20 protein-coding genes are annotated in these 22,823 nt (G+C 69.5%); 9 read left to right on the forward strand and 11 right to left on the reverse strand.

Going from position 1 to position 22,823, the window contains the following annotated elements; genetic code table 11:
* Positions 1-107 precede the first annotated feature (107 nt).
* From cimA to QMK30_RS04020, 3 genes are all read left to right on the forward strand, one after another.
* Positions 108-1,709: a citramalate synthase gene (gene cimA / locus QMK30_RS04010; protein ID WP_283515735.1), complete on the forward strand. Its 1,602-nt coding sequence runs from the start codon at positions 108-110 to the stop codon at positions 1,707-1,709.
* Between the two features lie 103 nt (positions 1,710-1,812).
* The gene (locus tag QMK30_RS04015; RefSeq protein WP_283515736.1) at positions 1,813-2,169 is read left to right on the forward strand and encodes a VOC family protein; all 357 of its coding nucleotides are present in this window, start codon (positions 1,813-1,815) and stop codon (positions 2,167-2,169) included.
* A 75-nt stretch (positions 2,170-2,244) separates the two neighbouring features.
* The gene (locus QMK30_RS04020) at positions 2,245-3,570 is read left to right on the forward strand and encodes a hypothetical protein (RefSeq protein WP_283515737.1); all 1,326 of its coding nucleotides are present in this window, start codon (positions 2,245-2,247) and stop codon (positions 3,568-3,570) included.
* Here QMK30_RS04020 and QMK30_RS04025 read toward each other — a convergent pair.
* Positions 3,567-4,238 carry a Scr1 family TA system antitoxin-like transcriptional regulator gene (locus tag QMK30_RS04025; RefSeq protein WP_349362039.1) on the reverse strand — a complete coding sequence of 224 codons (672 nt, stop codon included), beginning with the start codon at positions 4,236-4,238 and terminating at the stop codon, positions 3,567-3,569. The genes QMK30_RS04020 and QMK30_RS04025 overlap by 4 nt on opposite strands.
* A 28-nt stretch (positions 4,239-4,266) precedes the next feature.
* Here QMK30_RS04025 and QMK30_RS04030 point away from each other — a divergent pair, with 28 nt between their 5' ends.
* Positions 4,267-4,680 carry an ATP-binding protein gene (locus QMK30_RS04030; protein ID WP_283515739.1) on the forward strand — a complete coding sequence of 138 codons (414 nt, stop codon included), beginning with the start codon at positions 4,267-4,269 and terminating at the stop codon, positions 4,678-4,680.
* 63 nt (positions 4,681-4,743) lie between these two features.
* On the opposite strand, the gene QMK30_RS04035 is transcribed toward QMK30_RS04030, so the two are convergent.
* Both QMK30_RS04035 and QMK30_RS04040 read right to left on the reverse strand, forming a co-directional pair.
* A complete protein-coding gene (locus tag QMK30_RS04035; protein WP_283515740.1) occupies positions 4,744-5,361 on the reverse strand; it encodes a YceI family protein in 618 nt (205 codons plus the stop codon).
* A gap of 169 nt (positions 5,362-5,530) precedes the next feature.
* A complete protein-coding gene (locus tag QMK30_RS04040) occupies positions 5,531-5,773 on the reverse strand; it encodes a DUF6411 family protein (protein WP_283515741.1) in 243 nt (80 codons plus the stop codon).
* Between the two features lie 216 nt (positions 5,774-5,989).
* Here QMK30_RS04040 and QMK30_RS04045 point away from each other — a divergent pair, with 216 nt between their 5' ends.
* From QMK30_RS04045 to QMK30_RS04060, 4 genes are all read left to right on the forward strand, one after another.
* On the forward strand, positions 5,990-6,499 hold the full coding sequence (locus tag QMK30_RS04045; protein WP_283515742.1) for a hypothetical protein: 510 nt from the start codon (positions 5,990-5,992) through the stop codon (positions 6,497-6,499).
* A gap of 624 nt (positions 6,500-7,123) precedes the next feature.
* On the forward strand, positions 7,124-9,439 hold the full coding sequence (locus QMK30_RS04050; protein ID WP_283515876.1) for a polysaccharide lyase 8 family protein: 2,316 nt from the start codon (positions 7,124-7,126) through the stop codon (positions 9,437-9,439).
* A gap of 164 nt (positions 9,440-9,603) precedes the next feature.
* A complete protein-coding gene (locus QMK30_RS04055) occupies positions 9,604-11,187 on the forward strand; it encodes an acyl-CoA carboxylase subunit beta (RefSeq protein WP_283515743.1) in 1,584 nt (527 codons plus the stop codon).
* A 28-nt stretch (positions 11,188-11,215) separates the two neighbouring features.
* Positions 11,216-11,425, forward strand: a complete 210-nt coding sequence (locus QMK30_RS04060; RefSeq protein ID WP_283515744.1) for an acyl-CoA carboxylase subunit epsilon — start codon at positions 11,216-11,218, stop codon at positions 11,423-11,425.
* A 96-nt stretch (positions 11,426-11,521) separates the two neighbouring features.
* On the opposite strand, the gene QMK30_RS04065 is transcribed toward QMK30_RS04060, so the two are convergent.
* The 8 genes from QMK30_RS04065 to QMK30_RS04100 all read right to left on the reverse strand — a co-directional run bounded on the left by QMK30_RS04065 (position 11,522) and on the right by QMK30_RS04100 (position 22,051).
* A complete protein-coding gene (locus QMK30_RS04065; protein WP_028813754.1) occupies positions 11,522-12,103 on the reverse strand; it encodes a GTP-binding protein in 582 nt (193 codons plus the stop codon).
* Positions 12,084-12,629: a DUF742 domain-containing protein gene (locus tag QMK30_RS04070; protein WP_283515745.1), complete on the reverse strand. Its 546-nt coding sequence runs from the start codon at positions 12,627-12,629 to the stop codon at positions 12,084-12,086. The genes QMK30_RS04065 and QMK30_RS04070 overlap by 20 nt, the downstream gene beginning before the upstream one ends.
* A gap of 91 nt (positions 12,630-12,720) precedes the next feature.
* Positions 12,721-13,134 carry a roadblock/LC7 domain-containing protein gene (locus QMK30_RS04075; RefSeq protein WP_283515746.1) on the reverse strand — a complete coding sequence of 138 codons (414 nt, stop codon included), beginning with the start codon at positions 13,132-13,134 and terminating at the stop codon, positions 12,721-12,723.
* Positions 13,135-13,144: 10 nt separating this feature from the next.
* Complete coding sequence (locus QMK30_RS04080; protein ID WP_283515747.1) at positions 13,145-16,321, reverse strand: sensor histidine kinase; 3,177 nt, start codon at positions 16,319-16,321, stop codon at positions 13,145-13,147.
* 338 nt (positions 16,322-16,659) lie between these two features.
* The gene (locus QMK30_RS04085) at positions 16,660-17,241 is read right to left on the reverse strand and encodes a GTP-binding protein (protein WP_283515748.1); all 582 of its coding nucleotides are present in this window, start codon (positions 17,239-17,241) and stop codon (positions 16,660-16,662) included.
* Positions 17,222-17,629: a DUF742 domain-containing protein gene (locus QMK30_RS04090; RefSeq protein WP_283515749.1), complete on the reverse strand. Its 408-nt coding sequence runs from the start codon at positions 17,627-17,629 to the stop codon at positions 17,222-17,224. The genes QMK30_RS04085 and QMK30_RS04090 overlap by 20 nt, the downstream gene beginning before the upstream one ends.
* 120 nt (positions 17,630-17,749) lie before the next feature.
* Positions 17,750-18,163 carry a roadblock/LC7 domain-containing protein gene (locus tag QMK30_RS04095; protein ID WP_037649408.1) on the reverse strand — a complete coding sequence of 138 codons (414 nt, stop codon included), beginning with the start codon at positions 18,161-18,163 and terminating at the stop codon, positions 17,750-17,752.
* A gap of 9 nt (positions 18,164-18,172) precedes the next feature.
* Positions 18,173-22,051, reverse strand: a complete 3,879-nt coding sequence (locus QMK30_RS04100) for a nitrate- and nitrite sensing domain-containing protein (protein WP_283515750.1) — start codon at positions 22,049-22,051, stop codon at positions 18,173-18,175.
* A gap of 573 nt (positions 22,052-22,624) precedes the next feature.
* On the opposite strand from QMK30_RS04100, the gene QMK30_RS04105 reads away from it, so the two are divergent.
* The gene (locus QMK30_RS04105) at positions 22,625-22,816 is read left to right on the forward strand and encodes a hypothetical protein (protein WP_283515877.1); all 192 of its coding nucleotides are present in this window, start codon (positions 22,625-22,627) and stop codon (positions 22,814-22,816) included.
* The last annotated feature ends 7 nt before the right edge of the window (positions 22,817-22,823 follow it).

The raw sequence follows: 22,823 nt of genomic DNA on the forward strand, positions 1-22,823 counted from the left end.
TTTTCGTTTCCCGGCCCCACCACGGCCGGAACGGGGCGCACGGGATGATGGGGGCAAGTGGAGCCATTTCTTCCGGAGCCACTCACCCGACAGGAGTCCAACCAGCCATGACCACTTCAGGCCCCGACGACAGTTTTCACGTCTTCGACACCACCCTGCGTGACGGTGCGCAGCGCGAAGGCATCAATCTGACGGTCGCGGACAAGCTGACCATTGCCCGGCACCTGGACGACTTCGGCGTGGGCTTCATCGAGGGCGGCTGGCCCGGCGCCAACCCGCGCGACACCGAGTTCTTCTCCCGCGCCAAGAAGGAGATCGACTTCAAGCACGCGCAGTTGGTGGCCTTCGGCGCCACCCGCCGCCCGAACGCCGAGGCCTCGAAGGACCAGCAGGTCAACGCCCTGCTGCAGTCCGGCGCCCCGGTGATCACACTGGTCGCGAAGTCGCACGACCGGCATGTCGAGCTCGCCCTGCGCACCACGCTCGACGAGAACATCGAGATGGTCCGCGACACCGTCTCCTACCTCCGCGACCAGGGCCGCCGCGTCTTCGTCGACTGCGAGCACTTCTTCGACGGCTACCGCGCCAACCCGGAGTACGCCAAGTCCGTCGTACGAGCGGCTGCCGGGGCCGGCGCCGAGGTGGTCATCCTCTGCGACACCAACGGCGGCATGCTCCCCGCCCAGATCCAGGCCGTTGTCACCACCGTCCTCGCCGACACCGGCGCCCGCCTGGGTATCCACACCCAGGACGACACCGGCTGCGCGGTCGCCAACACCCTCGCCGCGGTCGACGCGGGCGCCACCCACGTCCAGTGCACGGCCAACGGCTACGGCGAGCGCGTCGGCAACGCCAACCTCTTCCCGGTCGTCGCCGCGCTGGAGCTCAAGTACGGCAAGCAGGTGCTGCCCGAGGGCGCGCTGGCCGAGATGACCCGTATCTCGCACGCCATCGCCGAGGTCGTGAACCTCACCCCCTCCACCCACCAGCCGTACGTCGGCGTCTCCGCCTTCGCGCACAAGGCCGGCCTGCACGCCTCGGCGATCAAGGTGGACCCCGACCTCTACCAGCACATCGCCCCCGAGCAGGTCGGCAACACCATGCGGATGCTCGTCTCCGACATGGCGGGCCGCGCCTCCATCGAGCTCAAGGGTAAGGAGCTCGGCATCGACCTGGACGGCGAGCGCGAGCTGGTCGGTCGCGTCGTCGAGCGCGTCAAGGAGCGCGAGCTCAAGGGCTACACGTACGAAGCGGCGGACGCCTCCTTCGAGCTGTTGCTGCGCGAGGAGGTCGAGGGCCGCGCCCGGGTCTACTTCCGTACGGAGTCCTGGCGTGCGATCACCGAGGACCGCCCGGACGGCACCCACGCGAACGAGGCCACGGTGAAGCTGTGGGCCAAGGGCGAGCGCATCGTCGCCACTGCGGAGGGCAACGGCCCGGTCAACGCCCTCGACAAGGCGCTGCGTGTCGGCCTGGAGCGGATCTACCCGCAGCTCGCCAAGCTGGAACTGGTCGACTACAAGGTCCGTATCCTTGAGGGCAAGCACGGCACGGAGTCCACCACCCGCGTGCTGATCACCACGGGCGACGGCGACGGCGACTGGGCCACGGTGGGTGTCGCGGAGAACGTCATCGCGGCGTCCTGGCAGGCGCTGGAGGACGCGTACACGTACGGGCTGCTCAAGGCGGGGGTCGAGCCCGCGGAATAGGGTCCGGTGGAGGGGTGGGCGGGCACGGCTCCCGCGAGGAGCCGCCCGCTCGCTCCCGGCATGTGCATCCGGCATGTGCATCCGGCGGTGGTGAGGAGACGTGATGTCCGTACGCCGAGTGGTGCCCGACGTCCGGTCCGAGTCGGCCCTGTCGATCGAGGAGAGCCGTGACTTCTACGGCCTGCTGGGTTTCGAGGAGGTCATGAACCACGGCTGGGTCATGACGCTCGCCTCGCCCGCCAACCCCACCGCCCAGCTCACCTTCGCCACCCACGACCCGTCAGCGCCCGTCGAGGCAGACCTGAGCATCGAGGTGGACGACGTGGACGCGGCGTACGCGGCGATGGTCGCCGCGGGCGCCCGGATCGTGCACCCGTTGCAGGACGAGGAGTGGGGCGTACGCCGCTTCTTCGCCGTCGACCCGAACGGCAAGATCGTCAACATTCTCAGTCACCCCTGACCTCAGTCACCCCTGACCTCAGTTGTCCCTGACCACGCCTGCCCGTTTACTCACCCTTTCGGGTAGCGTCGAAGCATGAGGAGCCGGCTGCTTTCCACTCTGTCCGGGCTGCTGCTCGCGCTGGCAGCCACCGCTCTCGCCGTCGCGCCGGGCGCCCAGGCGGCCACGCCGCTGGACACCGCCGCCGACGCGCTGCGCGAAGGCCCGGTGTACGTCGCACCGGGCGCCTCCGCTCAGCTGTCGGCCGCCGACGCGAAGGCCCTGACGAAGAAGATCGAGGACGCGGGCAAACCGGTGTTCGTCGCCGTGCTGCCGAAGAACGCGGACTTCCCGGAGGACGGGCTGCTGAGTACGTTGCGGGCCAAGACCGGGGTCACCGGTCTGTACGCGGTCCGGCTCGGTGACGGCTTCAACGCGGGCGCGGACCCGAGCGTGATGCCTAAGCAGGCCGTCGCCAACCTCACCGCATCGGTGAAACCGGCGGGCGGCACCGAGGACGCCGCCACCCAGCTGAACTCCTTCGTCGACGACGCTTTGGATCAGAGCAGGGGTAGCGCCCCCGCTTCCTGGGACCCAGGGGCCTCCGACGGCTCGTCCGCCGCCGGTCTCATTACCCTCGGCGCGGTCGTCGCGGCGGGCGGCGCGGGCGCGTTTGTCCTGGTCAGGCGCAAGCGGCAGAAGCGGGCCGAGCTTGAGCGGGCCGCGCTGGAGAAGCTGCGGGTGGTCGTGGACGAGGACATCACGGCGTTCGGCGAAGAGCTGGACCGGCTGGACTTCCACCCGGGCGAACCGGGCGCCGACGACGCGATGCGCGGCGATTACGAGCAGGCGCTGGACGCGTACGAGAAGGCCAAGTCGGGCATGGCCTCGGCGACGAAGCCCGACGACGTCCGGGGAGTCACCGAGGCGCTTCAGGACGGCCGCTACTCACTCGCGGTCCTGGCCGCACGCCGCACCGGCAACGAGATCCCGGCCCGCCGTCCGCCGTGCTTCTTCGACCCGCGCCACGGCCCGTCAACGGCCGACGCGACCTGGGCACCGCCCGGCGGCGCGGTCCGCGAGGTCCCTGTCTGCGCGGCGGACGCGGCGAGGCTGGCGGACGGCCAGGACCCGATGACCCGCACGGTCGAGACGGCCGACGGCCGCCGCCCGTACTGGGAGGCGGGCCCGGCGTACGGCCCATGGGCCGGCGGCTACTACGGCGGCGGCCTGCTGCCAGGCCTGCTGATGGGCACGATGCTCGGCTCGATGCTGTCGACCCCGGCCTACGCCGACCCGAGCGCGGGCGGCTACGACGGCGGCGACTACTCCGGCGGCGACTTCAACCCCGGTGACTTCGGCGGCGGAGGCGACTTCGGCGGGGGCGGCGGCTTCGACGGCGGAGGCGGCGGCGGCTTCTAACTAGAGCGCGGCCCCGACGAAGGCGGCCCAGGCGGCGGGCGGCACGAGAACACGGCTCGGGCGTACTCCTCGGTCTGGAGCAATCCGGGTACGACTTGAGTCTCGTACGAGAGCAGGGTCAGCGCCGGGGCTTCATAGTCGATGAAGTCCTGGGCGAAGACCGGGTACCGCTCCCGCTCCGGCATCATCTCCACGCCGACGGCCAACGCGCCGCCTGTGGAAAGGAGTTCATCCAGCCGGTCGGCGAGCTCTGGCTGGAGGGGGCGTCGCCCCTGTTCGATGGAGGCGATGGTGTCCACGTGCGTGCACACCCGCTCTGCGAGCTGCGGCTGCGTCATGCCGGTGTGCTCGCGGAAGTGGCCGAGCTGGGCGCCGACCAGATGCCAAGAGGGGTTCTTCTTACGCTTACGACCTCGGGGGCAATAGTGCGCGGGCTCCCGGCGTCCTGCGACTCCGCCTCCGGCGTTGTCGTCGGTCGACGACGCTCCGCGTCGCCTCCCTCCTCCGCCTTGGACGCGAAGCCGCAGGACGCCGCTCGCTGATCCACGCTCTATTGCCCCCGAGGCCGTTATTCGCCGGGTGCATGGATTCTGCCTTTCCGCCCGGGGCCGTACGCGACCGGTTCTGTGCCGTACAAGAGATCTGTACTGCTTCACCCACTGGCCCACCCTAGTGACTCACCGTGACAGTTGGCGTATGAACGACGAACTTCAACTGCCCTGTTTCCGCGAGGCGTTCTACCGCCGTGAGGCCCGCTCCGTCCCGGCGGCCAGGAAGTTCACGGCCCAGGCCCTCGCGGAATGGGGCGCCGATACGGCGGCAGGGGCGGACGCGGTGCTGCTCTGCGTAAGCGAGCTGGCGACCAACGCGCTGCTGCACGGTGTGCCGCCGGGGCGGGGCTTTCGGCTCCACCTGTACCTGGAGCGCGAGGGCCTGCTCCGGGTGGAGATGCACGACAGCGGGGGCGGCACGGTCCGCACCCCGGAGCTCGCGCCGAACGCCGAGACGGGCCGGGGGCTGCTACTGGTGGCGGCGCTGGCCGACAAGTGGGGGGTGGGGGAGCGGGACCCGGGGAAGGTGGTGTGGTGCGAGTTCGCGGTGCGTGGGTGATCAGCACTGTGGGGGGTGCGGCGGCCGTCCGGCCTCCGCACCCCCCACACGTCATCGCCGGGCTCAGCCCTGCGGGGCCGCCTTGATCGCGGAGATGTCGAACGTCAGCTTCACCTTGTCGCTGACCATCACGCCGCCGGTCTCCAGCGCCGCGTTCCAGGTCAGGCCCCAGTCGGAGCGCAGGATGGTCGCGCTGCCCTCGAAGCCGACGCGCTCGTTGCCGTACACGTCGGTCGCGGAGCCGTTGAACTCCAGGTCGATGGCGAGCGGCTTGGTGACGTCCTTGATGGTCAGGTCGCCGGTGATCCGGTACGCGTCGCCGCCGAGCTGCTCGGCCGACGTGGAGCGGAACGTCATCCGCGGGAAGGTCTCGGCGTCGAAGAAGTCGGCGCTGCGCAGGTGACCGTCACGGTCGGCCATGCCGGTGTCGACGCTGGCGATCTGGACCTCGATCGAGGCAGCGGAGCCGGCCGGGTCGGAGCCGTCCAGGTGCAGGGTGCCCTCGTGGTCGGCGAAGCTGCCGCGGACATTGGTCACCATGGCGTGGCGAACCGTGAAGCCGATGCTGCTGTGCGCGGGGTCGATCGTGTAGTCGCCGGTCAGCGCGGCCAGGGCCGGGTCCACCTCGAGGGTGGCGGTCGCGGCCGCGGCGGTGTCGTTTTTGCGGTTGAACAGAGCCATGGCTCCTCCTCGGGTGTAGTTCAACTTTCAACTTCCTTCGACACCGACTGTAAGCCATTCTGGTTAAAGATTCAACATTCACCGTCAAGCGTGTCGCGACAGAGCTGTGCCCGGCCCGCTTTCTCGTACAGCGGGCCGGGCACAGGGGCGCGGCATCATGACGCGGTGATCAGAAAGGCATGTGGCCACGGCCACGGCGGCCGGCCGCACCACTCTTGCCCACGGCCTTGGAACTGCTGCGGAACGGCTTGCTGAAGATCCGCCCCAGCACACCGGGCGCCTTGCCCCCGGCGCGCGAGCCCGCGCCCAGGGTGCGCTGGGTGCCGCGCTCGGGGTGCTTGGAGAGGCGGGGGACGAGGAAGGCCAGCACGGCCAGGACAACGCATACGGCGACGATGCCGACAATCATCATGTGAACTCCTGAAGTCGAGGTGTCCCTCTCGGGTGCCCTGTCCAACCACGCCCATGCGCCTCCTCGTCCGGCGGGCGCCCGGCGGCGGAGGGGAGGGGGGTGGGTGAAGTTCGAACACGCCCTCTGGCGGACGCGCGTAGAACTCGGGACCATCTCCTTGCTCCACCTGCGCAGCCGTCCCATCGGAAACACGGTCACCAGCAGGAGGAAAACCTCGTGAGAATCCGCTCCGCTCTCAGTGCGATCGCGCTCGTCCTCGGCGCACTCTTCGCGCCCGGCTTCGGCGTCTTCAGCAGTGCGGCCGACGCCCAGGCCGCCACCAAGATCAGCCACGCCACCGCGACTTCGATGTTCAGCTCGTCCGGAATCACCTGGTCGTCGTCCGGCGGCTGCTCCAACCGCAACAACCCCACCTGTACGTCCTTCGACCAGCTCAACCTCGACACCGCGAAGGGGGCGCAGACCCTCAGGAGCGCGACGGGCTGCGGGCTCAACATCACCGGTGGCACCGAGACCGGGCACGCGGGCGGCACGTACTCGCACTGGAACGGCTACAAGCTCGACTTCGGAAAGTCGACATGCGTCACCAACTACATCAAGAACACCTTCACCTACATCGGTGTGCGCGGTGACGGCGCCCCGCAGTGGAAGTCCGGCTCCGGCAACATCTACGCCGACGAGGGCAACCACTGGGACGTGACCTACTACAACTGCGGCGGCTGCTGAGCCGGACGCGCGGACATGTGAATGCCCGGGGTGCCTCACGGCTGCACCCCGGGCATTCGCCTGCGGGCGTTACGCGTCGGCCGTCACCGTGAACCCGGGTTGCCTGCGGCACTCTCGCGTACCCGCCCCTTCCCGAGCTGGGGCTCCGCCCCAGGCCCCTGTCCTCAAGCGCCGGACGGCTGAAGTGGGCGGGGTGGGAGAACGCGGGGGCGGCCCCGCGCGCTGGTCCCGGTCCTCAAACGCCGGACGGGCTGAGTGGGCGGGGTGAAAGCGCCGGGCAGGCTGAAGACGCGCGGCATCCGGAAAGAATTCAGCGCCTCCGGCGTTTGAGGACATGCCCGTAGGGCGTCCGGGGGTCTGGGGGCTCGCCCTCAGTCTCGGGAAGGGGCGGGTAGGAAACAGCCCCGCGCGGCGGCCCACCCGCAGACCCGGCCACCCCCTCCGTATGCCACAAGCCCTTTCCATCCAGCCCGTCCCACCCATGGAAAGCCCCCGAACCCCGTGCTACACCAGCGGGCACAGGTCTACACCACACCCCCTCTGGGAGGATTACCCGTGCCGCACCTGCCCGCAGCCTGGTCCCGTCGTGCCTTTCTCGCCACCACATCGGTCACCACCGTCGGGCTGGGCCTCGGGCTCGCTGGGCCCGCCCAGTCGGCGCCCTGCGCACAAGCTCTCTCTGCCACGGACGAGTTCGACACGCTGCGGCTGCGCTGGGTCGAACTCGCGCTCGGCGCCGACTACGACCCCGCCACCGAGCCGTACGCCGGCCGCCTCAAGGAGACCGGCGAACTCGCCCGCGGCTTTCGCGCGTCCATGGTCCCGGCCGACACCTCGCTGTGGCCGGGGCAGACCTTCGACCCGCCGGCCGGCATCACCCGCAGCTACGCCCGGCTGTGGACCATGACCCAGGCGTACGCCCAGCCGGGCACCGGCCTTACCGGCGACGAGGGTCTCCTCGCCGACATCATCAAGGGCCTCGACCACCTCTCGGCGAAGGTCTACACCCCCTCAACGACCCGCTACGGCAACTGGTGGGAGTGGCAGATCGGCAGCCCCCGCCTCCTCCTCGACATCGTCGCGGCCCTCCACGACCAGCTCACCCCGGCCCGGCGCACCGCCGCCTGCGCCGCCATCGACCACTTCATCCCCGACACGATCCTCGGCTCGTACACCGGCACCTCCACCGGCGCCAACCGCGTGGACCTCTGCCGCTCGGTCGCGATGCGCGGGGTCATCGGAAGGAACCCGGCGAAGATCGCGCTCGCCCGCGACGCCCTGTCACCCGTCTTCCCGTACGTCACCAAGGGCGACGGCCTCTACGCCGACGGATCGTTCGTCCAGCACACCTGGGTCGCCTACTCCGGTACGTACGGACAGGTCATGCTCGACGGCCTCGGCCGGCTCTTCACCCTGCTCGCGGGTTCGACCTGGGCCGTCACCGACCCGGAGCGGCAGATCATCCTGGACAGTGTCGAGAACGCGTACGCGCCGTTGATCCACAACGGCCTGATGATGGACAGCGTCAACGGCCGGGCCATCAGCCGCGGGTACCTGGCGGGCGACGACCTCAAGGTCATGCGCAGCGACCACTTCCACGGCCAGGGCCTGATCGCGGCCGTCCCCCTGCTCGCCGGCGGTGCGTCGCCCGCCGAGCGGGTCCGCTGGAACGCCATGGTCAAGGGCTGGATCGAGCGGGACACCACCGCCCCGATCCTGGCCGCCCGCCAGCTCGGCGTCGCGGACCTCTCGCGGCTGCAAGCCGTCGCCGAGGGGCCGGAGCCGGCCGCTCCCGAGCCGGTGAACCACAAGCTGTTCGCCTCCATGGACCGGGCCGTGCACCGCCGCCCCGGCTGGGCCGCCAATATCTCCATGGCCTCGGAGCGGATCTCGTACTACGAGTGCGGCAACGGCGAGAATCCGCGCGGCTGGCACACCGGCGCCGGAATGCTCTACTGGTGGAACGCGCAGCGGGGCGGCGATCAGTACACCGACTGGTTCTGGCCCACCGTCGACCTCTACCGGCTGCCCGGCACCACCGTCTCCACCAAGCGGTTGGCCGACCGGGCGGGCGGCGAGTGGGGCGCTGCCAGGCCCGCGGTGAAGTGGGTCGGCGGGGCGAGCGACGGCGAGTTCGCCGCGGTCGGCCAGCACATCAAGGGGCTCGGTTCCACCCTCGAAGCCCGCAAGTCGTGGTTCTGCGTCGCCGACACGGTCGTCTGCCTCGGCGCGGGCATCACCAGCACCGACGGTGTACCCGCCGAAACGATCGTCGACAACCGGATGCTCGGTGAGAGCGGTACGAACGCCTTCACCGTCGAGGACCGCTCCCGCCCCCGCTGGGCCCACCTGGACGGCCACGGCGGCTGGGTCTTCCCCGGTGGCGCCGCCCTCAAGACGCTGCGCGAGGACCGCACCGGGTCCTGGAACGACATCAACACCACCAGCACCACCGAGAAGCGCACCCGCCGCTACCGGACCCTCTGGCTCGATCACGGCACCGACCCCACCGACGCTTCGTACGCCTACCTCCTGATGCCCGGCGCCTCCCGCCGTACTCTCGCCGCCCGCGCCCAGGACGGCGACTGGCTCCGGATCCTCGCCAACAACGCCACCCGGCAGGCCGTCACCGTCCGCTCGCTGGGCCTGACCGCGGCCAACTTCTGGCAGGCCGGTACGGTGGGGCCGCTCACCACGACCGCCCCGGCGAGTGTGCTCGTACGCGAGGGGCGCGCCCAGGGACGCAGGACGGCGACGCTGTGCGTCAGTGAGCCGCCCCGCACCGGGCAGCCCCTGGAGATCACCTGGCGGCACCCGGTCCGCGGGGTCGTGGCGAAGGATTCGTCGGTTGAGGTGCTCGCCACCGGAGGCACTCTGCGGCTGCGCGTGGCGCCCGGGACGGCAGGGGCGAGCCACAGCTGTGAGGTGACTCTCAGCTGACGCGGCCCGACGTCGTTGTTGGACCCCGACAAAGGGCAACCGGTCTGAGCTGGCACTAAGGGCGCCTGCGGGGAAGGTTCTGTTCAGGCCTACCAGGAAAACGGTCCGGAGACTGTACAGAGTCGACGGGCTGTTTTTCTTGGTCTCCTTCGTAGGGTCAATACATGACCGTTTTGGACGAGACGTCGGGTGAGCCAGCAGATACCCGTGGCCGGGTGGCCGAGCTGCACGCCCTGCGTGAGCAGGCCAGGCGCGGACCCAGTGACCGTGCGACCGAGGCACAGCACGCCAAGGGCAAGCTGACCGCCCGCGAGCGCATCGAGCTGCTGCTCGACCCGGGATCGTTCAAGGAGGTCGAGCAGTTGCGTCGGCACCGGGCGACCGGGTTCGGCCTGGAGGCCAAGAAGCCGTACACCGACGGTGTCATCACCGGCTGGGGCACGGTCGATGGCCGCACCGTCTTCACCTACGCACACGACTTCCGGATCTTCGGCGGCGCGCTGGGCGAGGCCCACGCCACGAAGATCCACAAGATCATGGACATGGCCATCTCGGCCGGTGCCCCGCTGGTCTCCCTGAACGACGGCGCGGGCGCCCGCATCCAGGAGGGCGTCTCGGCGCTCGCCGGCTACGGCGGCATCTTCCAGCGCAATGTCCGCGCCTCCGGTGTCATCCCGCAGATCAGCGTGATGCTCGGCCCGTGCGCGGGCGGCGCGGCCTACAGCCCCGCGCTCACCGACTTCGTCTTCATGGTCCGCGAGACCTCGCAGATGTTCATCACAGGCCCGGACGTGGTCCGCGCGGTGACCGGCGAGGAGATCACCCAGAACGGGCTCGGCGGCGCCGATGTGCACGCCGGGACCTCGGGCGTCGCGCACTTCGCGTACGACGACGAGGAGACCTGCCTCGCCGAGGTCCGCTACCTGATCTCGATGCTCCCGTCCAACAATCGGGAGAACCCGCCGACGGTCCCGTCCGAGGACCCGGCCGACCGGCGCGGCGACGTGCTGTTCGACCTGGTGCCCGCCGACGGCAACCGCCCGTACGACATGCACAAGGTGATCGAGGAGCTCGTCGACGACGGCGACTACCTGGAGATCCACGAGCGCTGGGCGACCAACATCATCTGCGCGCTGGCCCGCCTGGACGGAGGGGTGGTCGGCATCGTCGCCAACCAGCCGCAGTCCCTCGCCGGTGTGCTCGACATCGAGGCCTCAGAGAAGGCCGCCCGCTTCGTGCAGATGTGCGACGCGTTCAACATCCCGATCCTCACGCTTCTGGACGTGCCCGGCTTCCTGCCCGGCGTCGACCAGGAGCACGGGGGAATCATTCGGCACGGCGCGAAGTTGCTCTATGCGTACTGCAACGCCACCGTGCCGCGGATCTCGCTGATCCTGCGCAAGGCCTACGGCGGCGCGTACATCGTCATGGACTCGCAGTCCATCGGCGCCGACCTCACCTACGCCTGGCCCACCAACGAGATCGCGGTGATGGGCGCCGAGGGCGCCGCCAACGTCATCTTCCGCAAGCAGATCGCCGAGGCCGACGACCCCGAGGCCATGCGTGCCCGCATGGTCAAGGAGTACAAGGCCGAGCTGATGCACCCGTACTACGCCGCCGAGCGTGGCCTCGTCGACGACGTGATCGACCCGGCGGAGACCCGCGAGGTGCTCATCGGCTCCCTCGCGATGCTCCGCAACAAGCACGCAGACCTGCCGTCGCGCAAGCACGGCAACCCCCCGCAGTAATCCCGCGACGAACGGAGATCACCGACTCATGAGCGCTCCTGCACAGTCCTCACTGCTGCGCGTCGAGAAGGGCCAGGCAGCTCCCGAGGAGCTGGCCGCCATCACCGCCATCCTGCTGGCGCGCGCCGCGTCCCACTCAGAGGCCGCGCCCGCCGCCCACGGCGGCCGCTCCACCGCCGGCTGGCGCCGCCTGGAGCGCACCCCCGGCTTCCGCGCGCCGCACAGCTGGCAGGGCTGAAACACCCGGACAACACAAAGGCCCCCCGCACTCCTCGAATCCAAGGAGTGCGGGGGGCCTTTGTGTTGTCCCGTACGTACGACGGTCCGGCGCGCCCTAGCGCAGGCGCGCCATCAGCGCGTGCTCGACCAGCGTGATGAGCGCGCTCTTGGCGTCCGCGCGGTGGCGGGCGTCGGTGGTGAGGATCGGGGTGTCGGGGCCGATCTGCAGGGCCTCGCGCACCTCGTCCGGGTTGTAGGGCTGGTGCCCGTCGAAGCCGTTGAGGGCGATGACGAACGGCAGTCCGCTGTTCTCGAAGTAGTCGACGGCGGGGAAGCAGTCGGCGAGCCGCCTCGTGTCGACCAGAACGACGGCGCCGATGGCGCCACGGACCAGGTCGTCCCACATGAACCAGAAGCGGTCCTGACCGGGCGTACCGAAGAGGTACAGGATCAGGTCCTGGTCGAGGGTGATACGGCCGAAGTCCATCGCCACCGTGGTGGTGGTCTTGTCCCCGGTGTGGGTGAGGTCGTCGATGCCCGCCGAAGCGGACGTCATGACGGCCTCGGTGCGCAGCGGGTTGATCTCCGAGACGGCTCCGACGAACGTGGTCTTGCCCACGCCGAAGCCGCCCGCCACCACGATCTTCGCGGAGGTAGTGGAGCGGGCTGCTCCGCTGCTAGAGCTTGCGAAGTCCACTGAGCACCCTTTCGAGCAGTGTCACGGCTGGCTGACCGCCGGCGGTCTCGTCGCCGCCGGGCTGATGGATGGCGACAAGTCCGGCCTCCGCCAGGTCGGCGACGAGGATCCGGGCAACGCCGAGGGGGATGGAGAGGAGTGCCGAGATCTCAGCGACCGACTTGATCTCACGGCACAGGTGGCAGATCCGCTGGTGCTCGGGCAACTGCCCTTGCAGCCGTGCGGGCTCCGCCGTGGTGTGCACCAGCGCCTCGATGGCGAGCTGGTAGCGCGGCCGGGTGCGGCCGCCGGTCATGGCGTACGGACGGACCAACGGGTTGTGGTTGGCCATCGGGGGTGCGGGCTCGGGAGCCCGGCGCTGCTGAACCGGCTGGATGCGGGGCTGCGGCTGCTGAGCGCGCTCGTACGACTGCTGCTGTCGGCTCGGCGCGGAGGGGAAATTGAACCTGTTCTGCGAGGGGTCACCCTGATTCTGGCCCTGGCCATAAGGCCAGTTGGCCGAAGAACCGTCTGGGGGTGTTGCCACGTTTCCTCCTCCGACTGCCGGGCGCCGATTGCTGGGGCGCCGCATCCCCGAACCCTAAAGCTCGAGGATGCCAAAGCGCACTGTATGTCTACTAGTTGAGAAGAGTTCCTTGCAGTTCGGCGCGGAGGTCCGGGGTGAGGACACTGCCCGTCCGGTCGACCAGGAGAGCCATCTCGTAACCGACCAGGCCGATGTCGGCCTCGGGATGTGCGAGCACCGCCAGCGAGGAGCCGTCGGAGATCGACATGAGGAAAAGGAAACCGCGCTCCATCTCCACGACGGTCTGGTTGACCGCGCCGCCCTCGAAGATCCGGGAGGCCCCCGCGGTCAGCGAGGTCAGGCCGGAGGCCACGGCCGCCAGCTGGTCGGCGCGGTCGCGCGGGAACCCTTCGGACATCGCCAGAAGGAGTCCGTCGGCGGAGACCACGACCGTGTGGGACACCCCGGGGGTGTTGTCCACGAAGTTGGTGATCAACCAGTTCAGATTCTGCGCCGCCTGGCTCATCGGGCTCACACTAACGCTCCTGGTTGTAGGTATTGCCGTGGCCACCGTGCTGATCGTAAGTGGCCGATCCGTTCGTGTCCGTACCCGCGTTGCGTCCCTGCTGGACACCGCGCCGCAGGTTGCTCAACCTGCCGCGCACGTCCTCGGGGGCGCGGGAGACCTGGGGGCCGCCCTGCGAAGTCTGCTCCGCGGTGCCCTCGACCAGGTTGGCCTTGGGCACGCGCCGAGGAAGACCGGACGTCGTCACTCCACCCGCCTTGGGCTCGCGGAGCTTCTCCGCCCGCTGCCAGCGCTCGTCATTCGACGAGCGCCAGTCCTCGCTCTTGCCGTTGCTGTTGCCCCCGTCCAGCTGCGCGGGCTGCTGCTGCGCCGCGATCTGCTGCTGGGGCGGCTGCGCGGCGGCGGGGGGCTCTTCGGCGCTCTGTCCGGCGGACTGGCCCGTGGGCTGCCAGTGCTGCTGGCCACCGCGTCGAGGAAGGCCCGCCTGCGTCAGCTCGGGGCCTGCTGCCGGGGTGGGACCTGGCCGGTCGAATCCTACGCGCTCCGGGGCGTTCCCGGGAGCGCTGGGAGCAGATTCCGCTTGGCCGCCGAACTCCGGTTCGTACGGAGCCTGGTACGCGCCCTGATCCGGCCAGTTCTCCTGGTGGGAGGGGGTGTCGTAGGACTCCTCGTACGACGGCTGCGGGGTCTTGGGAGCCTGGTACTCGGCTTCCGGATAGGCCTGGTAGGACGCGTAGCCGTCGAATCCGCCCTGGTCGTACGCGGGCTGCTGCGGCTGCTGCGGCTGCTCGTACTGCTGATCGAGCCCGCCCTCGTAACCCTGCTGGGTCTCGTCGCGGAACAGCGGGCGGTCGCCCGAGGTCTGCGCCTCCAGCTGCGCGCGCCGCTCCTCGCGGATCAGCGAGCGGTTCACCGGGTCCAACTGCCGCGGGTCGTCCGGGGCGTCCGTCGCGTAGCGCGAGTCGTCGAAGCCCAGCTCGGCCGCGGTGAGCAGCGGCGCCGGCTCGAACTGCTGCTGCTCGGGAATGATCGAGGAGACCGTGAAGTTGTCCTGCGGCAGCGCCTCGCCACCGCCACCGTGGGTGATGGCGTCGGGAAGCATGACCAGCGAGGTGGTGCCGGCCTGCTCACCCGAGGGGCGCAGCTGGACCCGGACGCCGTGCCGGTCGGCCAGCCGGCCGACCACGAACAGGCCCATGCGCTGCGAGACGGCGGCGTCCACGGTCGGCGGGTTCGCCAGCTTGTGGTTGATGTCGGCGAAGTCCTCGGCGGTGAGGCCGATTCCCTTGTCGTGGATCTCGACCATCACCCGGCCGTCGGGCAGCCGGGTCGCGGTGACGCGGACCTTGGTCTGCGGCGACGAGAACGTGGTGGCGTTCTCCAGGAGCTCGGCCAGCAGGTGCACGAGGTCGGTCACGGCCTGGCCGTGGATCTCCGACTCGGGTACGCCGCTCAGCTCGACGCGCTCGTACGACTCCACCTCGGAGGATGCCGCACGCAGCACGTCGACGAGGGGGACCGGCTGGTTCCAGCGGCGGCCGGGCTCCTCGCCGGCGAGGACCAGCAGGTTCTCGCCGTTGCGGCGCATACGGGTCGCCAGGTGGTCCAGCTTGAACAGGTTCTCCAGCTGGTCCGGGTCGGCCTCGTTGTTCTCCAGGCCGGTGATCAGGGTCAGCTGGCCCTCGATGAGGGCCTGGTTGCGCCGGGACAGGTTGGTGAAGATGGCGTTGACGTTGCCCCGCAGCATGGCCTGCTCGGCGGCGAGCCGGACGGCCTCGCGGTGCACCTGGTCGAAGGCGCGGGCGACCTCGCCGATCTCGTCGCGGGACGTGATCGGGATCGGCTGCACGCGGGTGTCGACGCGGCCGGGCTCGGTGCGCGAGAGCTGGTCGACCAGCATCGGCAGTCGCTGCTCGGCGATACCGAAGGCGGCGGTGCGCAGCTGGCGCATCGAGCGGCTCATCTGGCGTGCCATGAGACCGGCCAGGATGAACGCGGCGAGCAGCGCGATGACGACGATCAGACCGTTGACGATGGCGTCGGTCTTGGCGTCCGACGAGATGTCGGCGGCCTCGGTCACCGCCTTGGTGAGCAGGTCGTTCTCGACCTCGGTGTACCCGTCGAACTTGGCGGTCGCCCCGGCCATCCACGCCTCGGGCGTGACGCCCTTGGCCTTCAGCGCCGCGGGACTCTGGCCCTGGCCGATCTGCTCGGCCATGCCGTCGAAGACGGAGCCGTTCTTGCTCGGCGGCGGCACGAACCGGACGCCCGCCTGGTCGGCCTGCTGCTTGGCGGCGGCGATCTTCTTCGCGCCGTCCTCGGCCTTGCCCGTCATGATCCGCACCAGCTTGGCGGTGTCCTCCTCGGTGCCACCCGAGCGGTACTCGCCGAGGGCGATCTGCTCCAGGTAGTTGTACGAGTTGAACGCGATCCGCTGCTGCGCGAGCTTGTCCGGGTCACCGCTCGGGCGCACCAGCAGGTGCGTGCCGATGGAGCGCTGGAGTGACTCGGCCGCCTTCGCCAGCTGGATGGCGTAAACCGTACGGCCGTAGCTGGTGATGTTGCCGGTGCCCAGACCGAGCTCGTTGGCGAACTCCATCAGGGAGTGCTGGACGGCGACGTAACCCTCTTCGGTCCGCACCGGGTCGAGGGCTTCGCTGTACGCGGCCTTGCGCAGGCCGGGAAGTTTGGGCTCTTCCTTCTGAAAGAGGCTGAGACGCCGCTCAAGGCCCTGGTTCGCGGGCAGGTCCCGGGTGACCTGCTTGAAGTTCTGTGCCGCTTCGTCGGTCAGCTTGTACGCGCCGGTGACCTCGGAGCTGGTGCGCTTGCCGTTGAGCAGCGGTGCGGCGGTGAGGTCACGCTCGTTGAGCAGCGCCTGGCCGTACTCGGAGGCGGCACGCACGACGAGCGCGGTCTTCTCGGCGTCCTGGGCCTCTCCCCAGGTGTCGATCGAGCCCTTGACCTGGAAGCCGCCCATCACGAGGCCGACCAGTACAGGAACGAGGAGGATCGCGTTCAGCTTGGTGGGTACGCGCCAGTTGCGCGGCGCGAAGCGGCTGGAGCTGCCGTTGCTCGGGGGCGGGGCGGCGGCTGCCGGCGGGGGCGCAGACGACGCCGCTGTGCGCTGCGGCGGGGTGAAGTTCCCGCGCGCCTGCTGCTCTGCGGAGCTCTGCTTGCTACGCCTCACTCGACCAACAACCTCTCGGCGTCGGCACCAACATTGTGCCGTTTATCGTTCAGGGCTTACTTACTCGGGAGTTCGACGAATTCCAGCACGTGCAAGCACTGCGTTCCAAACAGCAGGAATCGGCCGTTCCGAGTGGTGTAAGCCTCAGATAAAACGGTCATAAAGAGCGAGCGCCGCCAAATAGTGGGGCAGATGTGAACTCAGGGGTACCACGCGACCGCACAGGGTGGCAGTGGTGGGGTAATTCTCTGTCGAAACGTTATGAACAGGGGGGCGGAGAGTGTCGAAGGACACAGTCCGCCCCCCGTTCGACTACGACAACTGCCGTATGGCGCTTTCTACTTCAGTCGTGCCATCAATGCGTGCTCGACCAGCGTGATCAGCGCGCTCTTGGCGTCCGCGCGGTGGCGGGCGTCGGTGATGACGATCGGGGTGTCCGGGCCGATCTGCAGTGCTTCGCGCACCTCGTCCGGCTTGTAGGGCTGATGTCCGTCGAAGCCGTTGAGGGCGATGACGAACGGCAGTCCGCTGTTCTCGAAGTAGTCGACGGCCGGGAAACAGTCGGCGAGACGGCGGGTGTCCACCATCACCACGGCGCCGATGGCGCCGCGCACGAGGTCGTCCCACATGAACCAGAAGCGGTCCTGGCCCGGTGTACCGAAGAGGTAGAGGATCAGGTCCTGGTCAAGAGTGATACGACCGAAGTCCATGGCGACGGTGGTCGTCGTCTTGCCTCCGGTGTGGGTGAGGTCGTCGATGCCCGCCGAAGCGGACGTCATGACGGCCTCGGTGCGCAGCGGGTTGATCTCGGAGACCGCCCCGACGAACGTGGTCTTGCCCACGCCGAAGCCGCCCGCCACCACGATCTTCGCAGAGGTGGTGGAGCGGGCCTCCCCGCTGCTAGAGCTTCCGAAGTCCACTGAGCACCCTTTCGAGCAGTGTCACGTCCGGCGTGCCGCCGGCCTCTCCATTGCCCGGCTGGTGGATGGCCACCAGGCCGGCCTCCGCCAGGTCGGCGACGAGGATTCGCGCGACACCGAGCGGCATCGACAGCAGTGCCGACACCTCTGCCACCGACTTGACCTCACGGCACAGGTGGCAGATGCGCTGGTGCTCGGGCAGGAGTGTGGAGAGGTGCGCCGGGTCGGCCGTCGTGCTGACCAGCGCCTCGATGGCGAGCTGGTAGCGGGGCCGGGTCCGGCCGCCGGTCATCGCATACGGACGTACCAGCGGCTGGTCGCCTTCACCGCCGTACGACGCGTCGAGGTGAACGCCGTACGGATCGTGTGAGGCGGGTGGCGGGGTCATGGATCCTCCGGGCATGACAGCAAGTTGGGGTTCGTGCTATCTGACGGGGCCGGTGGGGGGATGCTGCGCGGCCTGACGGTGATGTGTCTGGGCAAGGGCAATACCTGTGAGGTGCGCGGCCTAGTGGAGAAGGCTGCCCTGAAGCTCGGCACGGAGGTCCGGGGTGAGGACGCTCCCGGCCCGGTCGACAAGAAGAGCCATCTCGTAACCGACCAGACCGATGTCGCAGTCCGGGTGGGCGAGTACGGCCAGCGAGGAGCCGTCCGAGACGGACATGAGGAAGAGGAAACCGCGCTCCATCTCCACGACGGTCTGGGTCACAGCGCCGCCCTCGAAGATCCGGGAAGCCCCCGCGGTCAGCGAGGTCAGGCCGGAGGCCACGGCCGCCAGCTGGTCGGCACGGTCACGCGGAAAACCTTCGGACATCGCCAGAAGGAGTCCATCGGCGGAGACCACGACCGTGTGGGACACCCCAGGGGTGTTGTCCACGAAGTTGGTGATCAACCAGTTCAGATTTTGCGCCGCCTGGCTCATCGGACTCAACTAATGCTCCTGCTGGTGAGAGGGGTCAATGTTGAAGCTGCCAGTCGATGAGCCGTTGCCGTTGCCGGCCTGGCGACCCTGCTGGATACCCCGACGAAGATTGGTCAGCCGACCGCGTACGTCATCAGGCGCACGCGATACCTGCGGACCGGTCTGGTGGTTCTGCTGCTGCGCGGTACCGGGCACCAGATTGGCGCGCGGTACGCGACGCGGCAGACCCGAGGTGGTGACACCGCCGGCTGCGGGCTTCTTGACCCGCTCGGCCTGCCGTACGAGTTCGTCGTTCGGCGAGGTGCGCCAGGAGGCGCCGTTGGTGGCGTTCGTACCGTTGGTGACGCTGTGGTTGGTACCGGTGGTGGTGCTGTTCGGGACGCCCGTTTCGCGCGACTGGGCGCGCTGCGGCATCGGCGGAGCGGGTGCCTGCTGCGCGGGCCGCGGGGCCTGCTGCTGAGGCTGCTGCGGTACGACGGGTGCCTGCGGGGCGTCCTGCTGCTCGCCCTGCGGACCCCGGAACCAGTTCGACTCAAGGCTGTCGAAGAGCGGTGTACGTCCGTCACCGGGAACGGCGGCGGGCGGCAGCTCGTGCTGCACGGGCTGCGGAGGCAGGCTCGCGGCGGGCGGACGCGGCACCGTGTGATCGGTGTTCTCGCGACCGGGCCGCAGCGGGGCGACGGGGCCGAGGCCCTGGGGGCGGCCCTGGTTCTGGTCGTGACCCTGCCCTCGGTCCTGCTGACCGGGCCTGCCGTACGCACTCGCCGGGTCGGCCGGCTGCGGTGCGTCGAAGTCCGGCCGGGAGAACTGCGCGGTGGCGGCCGCGTCCTGGGCGCCGTACTGCTGGGGGCGCTCGAACTGGCCGGTGCCGCCGTTGCCCTGCTGGCCGTTGCTTTGCTGGCCGTTGGCCTCGGGCCTCCTGAACTGACCGGTGTTCGAGGAGTCCTGCGGACCGTACTGCGGCTGGGGCCGCTCGAACTGGCCGGTGCCGCTGTTGCCCTGCGGTCCGTGCGCCTCGGGCCCGGCGAACTGATCGATGGACGAGGGGTCCACCGGACCGCGTACGTCGGACCGCTCGAAGAGGCCGCCCGACGGGGATCCGGCGGGGGAGGACGAGCCGGGCGGCGGGGCGTTGAAGTCCGGGCGCTGGAACTCGGCGGTGGCGCCGGGTCCCTGCCGGTCGTCCGCCCCGGGGCGGGTGTGCTGACCGGTGTTCTCCGCCTCTTCGTGGCCACGCGGCTGGTCGTTGCCCCAGCTGGTGGTCTGCGGACGCGACTGACGCGGCTGCTGCGGGACGGAGGAGCCGCCGCTGCCGCCGGGAAGCTCGGCGCGCGGGCCGCTGCGGGGCGGCAGCTGCTGCTGCGGACGGCCCTGGTCGGGCGCGGCCGGGCCGCCCTGCTGAAGGCCGTTCTGCCGCGCCTCGGGACGCTCCCGGTTGCCGCCGCTCTGCCTGCCGCCGCCGAAGGCGCTCGCGAGGCCGCCGTTCTGACTGCCCTGGCTGTGCCTGCCACCGGACTGACCGGGGCCGCCCTGCTGACCCTGAGCACCCTCGCGGCCGGGCAGCGCGGCCCGCGGACCGGAGCCCGCGACCTGACCGCGTCCCGCACTGGGACCGGCGCCGAGCCGGGGCGCGGGGGCGGAGCCGCCACCGAGTCCGGGCCGGGGCGGGGCGCCGACCGCGGCCTGGGCCGCCGCCTGACGGCCGCCGGGACCGCTCATCTGGGCCTGCGCGGGCGGACCGGGCTTGCCCGGGACCTGCTTGCCGCCCTGGGCGACATCGACGGGGAGCATGACCAGCGCGGTCGTGCCGCCGGAGTCGGACGGGCGCAGCTGGATCCGGATGCCGTGTCGCAGGGACAGGCGGCCGACCACGAACAGGCCCATGCGCCGCGACACCGAGACATCCACGGTGGGCGGGGAGGCGAGCCGCTCGTTGATCGCCGCGAGGTCCTCGGGAGAGAGGCCGATACCGGTGTCGTGGACCTCGACCAGCACCCGCCCGTCCGGCAGCGCGTGGCCGGTGACCTTCACCTTGGTCTGCGGCGACGAGAACGACGTGGCGTTCTCCAGGAGCTCGGCGAGCAGGTGCACGAGGTCGTTGACCACGCGGCCCGCGACCTCGGTGGTCGGCACCCCGGTCAGCTCGATGCGCTCGTACTGCTCCACCTCGGAGGCGGCGGCACGCAGCACGTCGACCAGCGGGACGGGGCGGGTCCACCGGCGACCCGGCTCCTCGCCCGCGAGGACCAGGAGGTTTTCGCCGTTACGGCGCATGCGGGTCGCGAGGTGGTCGAGCTTGAAGAGTGAGGACAGCTGGTCCGGGTCGGCCTCGCGCGCCTCCAGCTCGGAGATGAGCGAGAGCTGGCGCTGGATGAGGCCCTGGCTGCGGCGCGAGAGGTTGGTGAACATCGCGTTGACGTTGCCTCGCAGCAGCGCCTGCTCGGCGGCCAGTCGGACCGCCTCGCGGTGCACGTCGTCGAAGGCCGCGGCCACCTGGCCGATCTCGTCCCTGGAGTGCACACCGACGGACTCCACGGACGTGTCGACGTCCTGCGGGTCGGCCTCGGAGAGCTGCCTGACGAGCTCGGGCAGACGTTCCTGGGCGACGGTGGTGGCCGTGTCCTGGAGCCGGCGCAGCGAGCGGATCATGGAGCGGGCCACGACGAACGCGCCGACGAGCGAGACGCCGAGAACGAGCAGGATCAGCGCACCGTTGATGATCGCGTCCTGCTGCGAGTCCTCGCGCAGCTGGCGGGCCTTCTGCTCCATCTCGTTGAGCAGCGTGGCCTCGATGGTCTTCATCGACTGGATCTTGTTGGAGTCCTGGTCGGTCCAGTCCATGTACGAGCGGCGCTGCGGCTGGCTCTCCAGACCGGTCGGCGTCGCGAGCACGCGCTGGGCGTACTTGTCGGCGGCCGTGATCTCCGGGTTACCGGTGTCCAGCGGGGCGGTGAGCTCTTCTGCGTTGCCCGCGTAGACCTGGTTGAAGGACTTGCGCGCGGCGTTCTCGCTCTCCATCGCCGACTTGGCGAAGAGACGGTCGCTCTCCTCCAGGTTGCCCTTGTCCTTCTTGTTGGGTGGCAGGGCGGCGGCGATGATCGCGCGCTGGATGGAGGCGAACTCCTTGGCCGATGAGAAGGCCGACAGCGCGCGCGTGCGCTTGATCATCTCGGGGTTGGAGGTGGCCTGCGCCATGTCCTGCGAGAGGCTCAGCAGCGAGTTGATCAGCTGGCTGTAGTTGTTGACCGTCTGCGAGGTGGTGGCGTTGTCCTGGTAGGCGCTCTCACGGATCTGCCGGATCGAGCTGAGCCGCCCGGCGATCTCCAGGAGGCTGCCCCGGATGCTCTGGAGGCTCTCGTCGTTGCCCGCGTCGATGTTCTGGGTGCCGACGAGGAAGGCGTCCTTGGCCCGGTCGGTCTTCTCGCGCGGACCCTTGACCTTGAAGTCGGCGGGGCTGGTGCCGTTGGAGAGCGGGCCGGCCGACCTGTCGCGCTCCTCCTGGAGCGCGGCGGCGAGTTCCGTCGCCTGCTTGGTCATCTCGGTCAGCAGCTGCATGTGCTCCAGCTGCTCCATGTCGTTCATGGACTCGTTGATACGGACCCCGCCGAGCGTGGTCGCTGCGACCACGGGCAGAGCCAGCAGGGACACCAGACGGGTGCTGATGCGCCAGTTGCGCAGGGCTATTCGTGAGCCCGTGGAAGTGGGGTCCTTGACCTTCTTGCCGGTCGCCGGCTCACCGCCGCCCTGATTCCCGGAACGCGCGCCGCCGTCGCCAACCGAAGCCGGTCCCTGATTCTGGGCGTGCTGGGGTGAGGATCCGCGGTCGTTCCCGCCGCGCGGCTCCTGCTCCGCCGCAGCGCTGCCATCCCTCTTGAAACGTCCCTGCACTAGCGTCGCAACCTCTGGACCAGGCGTTCCTCCGCGTGAACGGCGAAACGGTGTCGAGTCGTGGGGTACTGAACAACCCCATGGGTGGTCGTGAGTGACCGGCGCTTCTTCCCCTTCTCGCCGCCACTCGGCGCTGCGTTGCGCCCTGCGCGCCGGTTTGAAGTCTCGCGGCGGTCCGTGGAATTCCAGCACAGTGCAGGATCTCCAACAAGGCCCGCGTGTCGTGCTGTGACCTGGGTGACACGGTGTGAGTGCCGAGTAACCAGACGTAGAAAGAGTTCATGGAGAAAAGGGGTGTAACGGTACGAGTCCCTTAGGGGGAGGGGGTGTCTGGGTCGAGATGATCAGGAGCAGAATGAAGCCTTCAGTGGGGGAATGTCCGCTTCCTTCCGCACTCTCGTCTGACCGAAATGGTCGATATGCTGGTCATCTCGTGAGCAAACTCACACGTAGATCTCTGAAGCTTCCCGCCTTTGGCGGGGAATTGGATGTTTAGCCTGACCCTTTACAGGGATGGCGAAACCGACAATCAGCGCGCCCAGGGCGCCCGTACGGACAGGGTCACAGCACCAGATGAAGACGACGACGATGTTCCGCAACATTGCCAACCCCCGGCGCACCACGCTGATGCACCTCGCCGACTCCACGGACCTGCAGCGCGCCGAGCAGCCGGAGCACACCGTCGACCTCCCCGCCGTGACGGCCAACCCCCGGCGCACCATCCTGATGGACGCGCCCGCTCTGATGGACGCCCCCGCCGCATAGGCGACGC

Source organism: Streptomyces sp. H27-C3 (assembly GCF_030063415.1).
Lineage (GTDB): Bacteria > Actinomycetota > Actinomycetes > Streptomycetales > Streptomycetaceae > Streptomyces.

Excerpts from the sequence above, each read along its gene's own strand:
- QMK30_RS04090 (WP_283515749.1), bottom strand. The coding sequence starts at position 17,629 with ATGACCCCGCCACCCGCCTCACACGATCCGTACGGCGTTCACCTCGAC.
- QMK30_RS04105 (WP_283515877.1), top strand. The coding sequence starts at position 22,625 with ATGAAGACGACGACGATGTTCCGCAACATTGCCAACCCCCGGCGCACC.
- QMK30_RS04035 (WP_283515740.1), bottom strand. The coding sequence starts at position 5,361 with ATGGCTCTGTTCAACCGCAAAAACGACACCGCCGCGGCCGCGACCGCC.
- cimA (WP_283515735.1), top strand. The coding sequence starts at position 108 with ATGACCACTTCAGGCCCCGACGACAGTTTTCACGTCTTCGACACCACC.
- QMK30_RS04040 (WP_283515741.1), bottom strand. The coding sequence starts at position 5,773 with ATGATGATTGTCGGCATCGTCGCCGTATGCGTTGTCCTGGCCGTGCTG.
- QMK30_RS04020 (WP_283515737.1), top strand. The coding sequence starts at position 2,245 with ATGAGGAGCCGGCTGCTTTCCACTCTGTCCGGGCTGCTGCTCGCGCTG.
- QMK30_RS04095 (WP_037649408.1), bottom strand. The coding sequence starts at position 18,163 with ATGAGCCAGGCGGCGCAAAATCTGAACTGGTTGATCACCAACTTCGTG.
- QMK30_RS04030 (WP_283515739.1), top strand. The coding sequence starts at position 4,267 with ATGAACGACGAACTTCAACTGCCCTGTTTCCGCGAGGCGTTCTACCGC.
- QMK30_RS04015 (WP_283515736.1), top strand. The coding sequence starts at position 1,813 with ATGTCCGTACGCCGAGTGGTGCCCGACGTCCGGTCCGAGTCGGCCCTG.
- QMK30_RS04075 (WP_283515746.1), bottom strand. The coding sequence starts at position 13,134 with ATGAGCCAGGCGGCGCAGAATCTGAACTGGTTGATCACCAACTTCGTG.
- QMK30_RS04055 (WP_283515743.1), top strand. The coding sequence starts at position 9,604 with ATGACCGTTTTGGACGAGACGTCGGGTGAGCCAGCAGATACCCGTGGC.
- QMK30_RS04060 (WP_283515744.1), top strand. The coding sequence starts at position 11,216 with ATGAGCGCTCCTGCACAGTCCTCACTGCTGCGCGTCGAGAAGGGCCAG.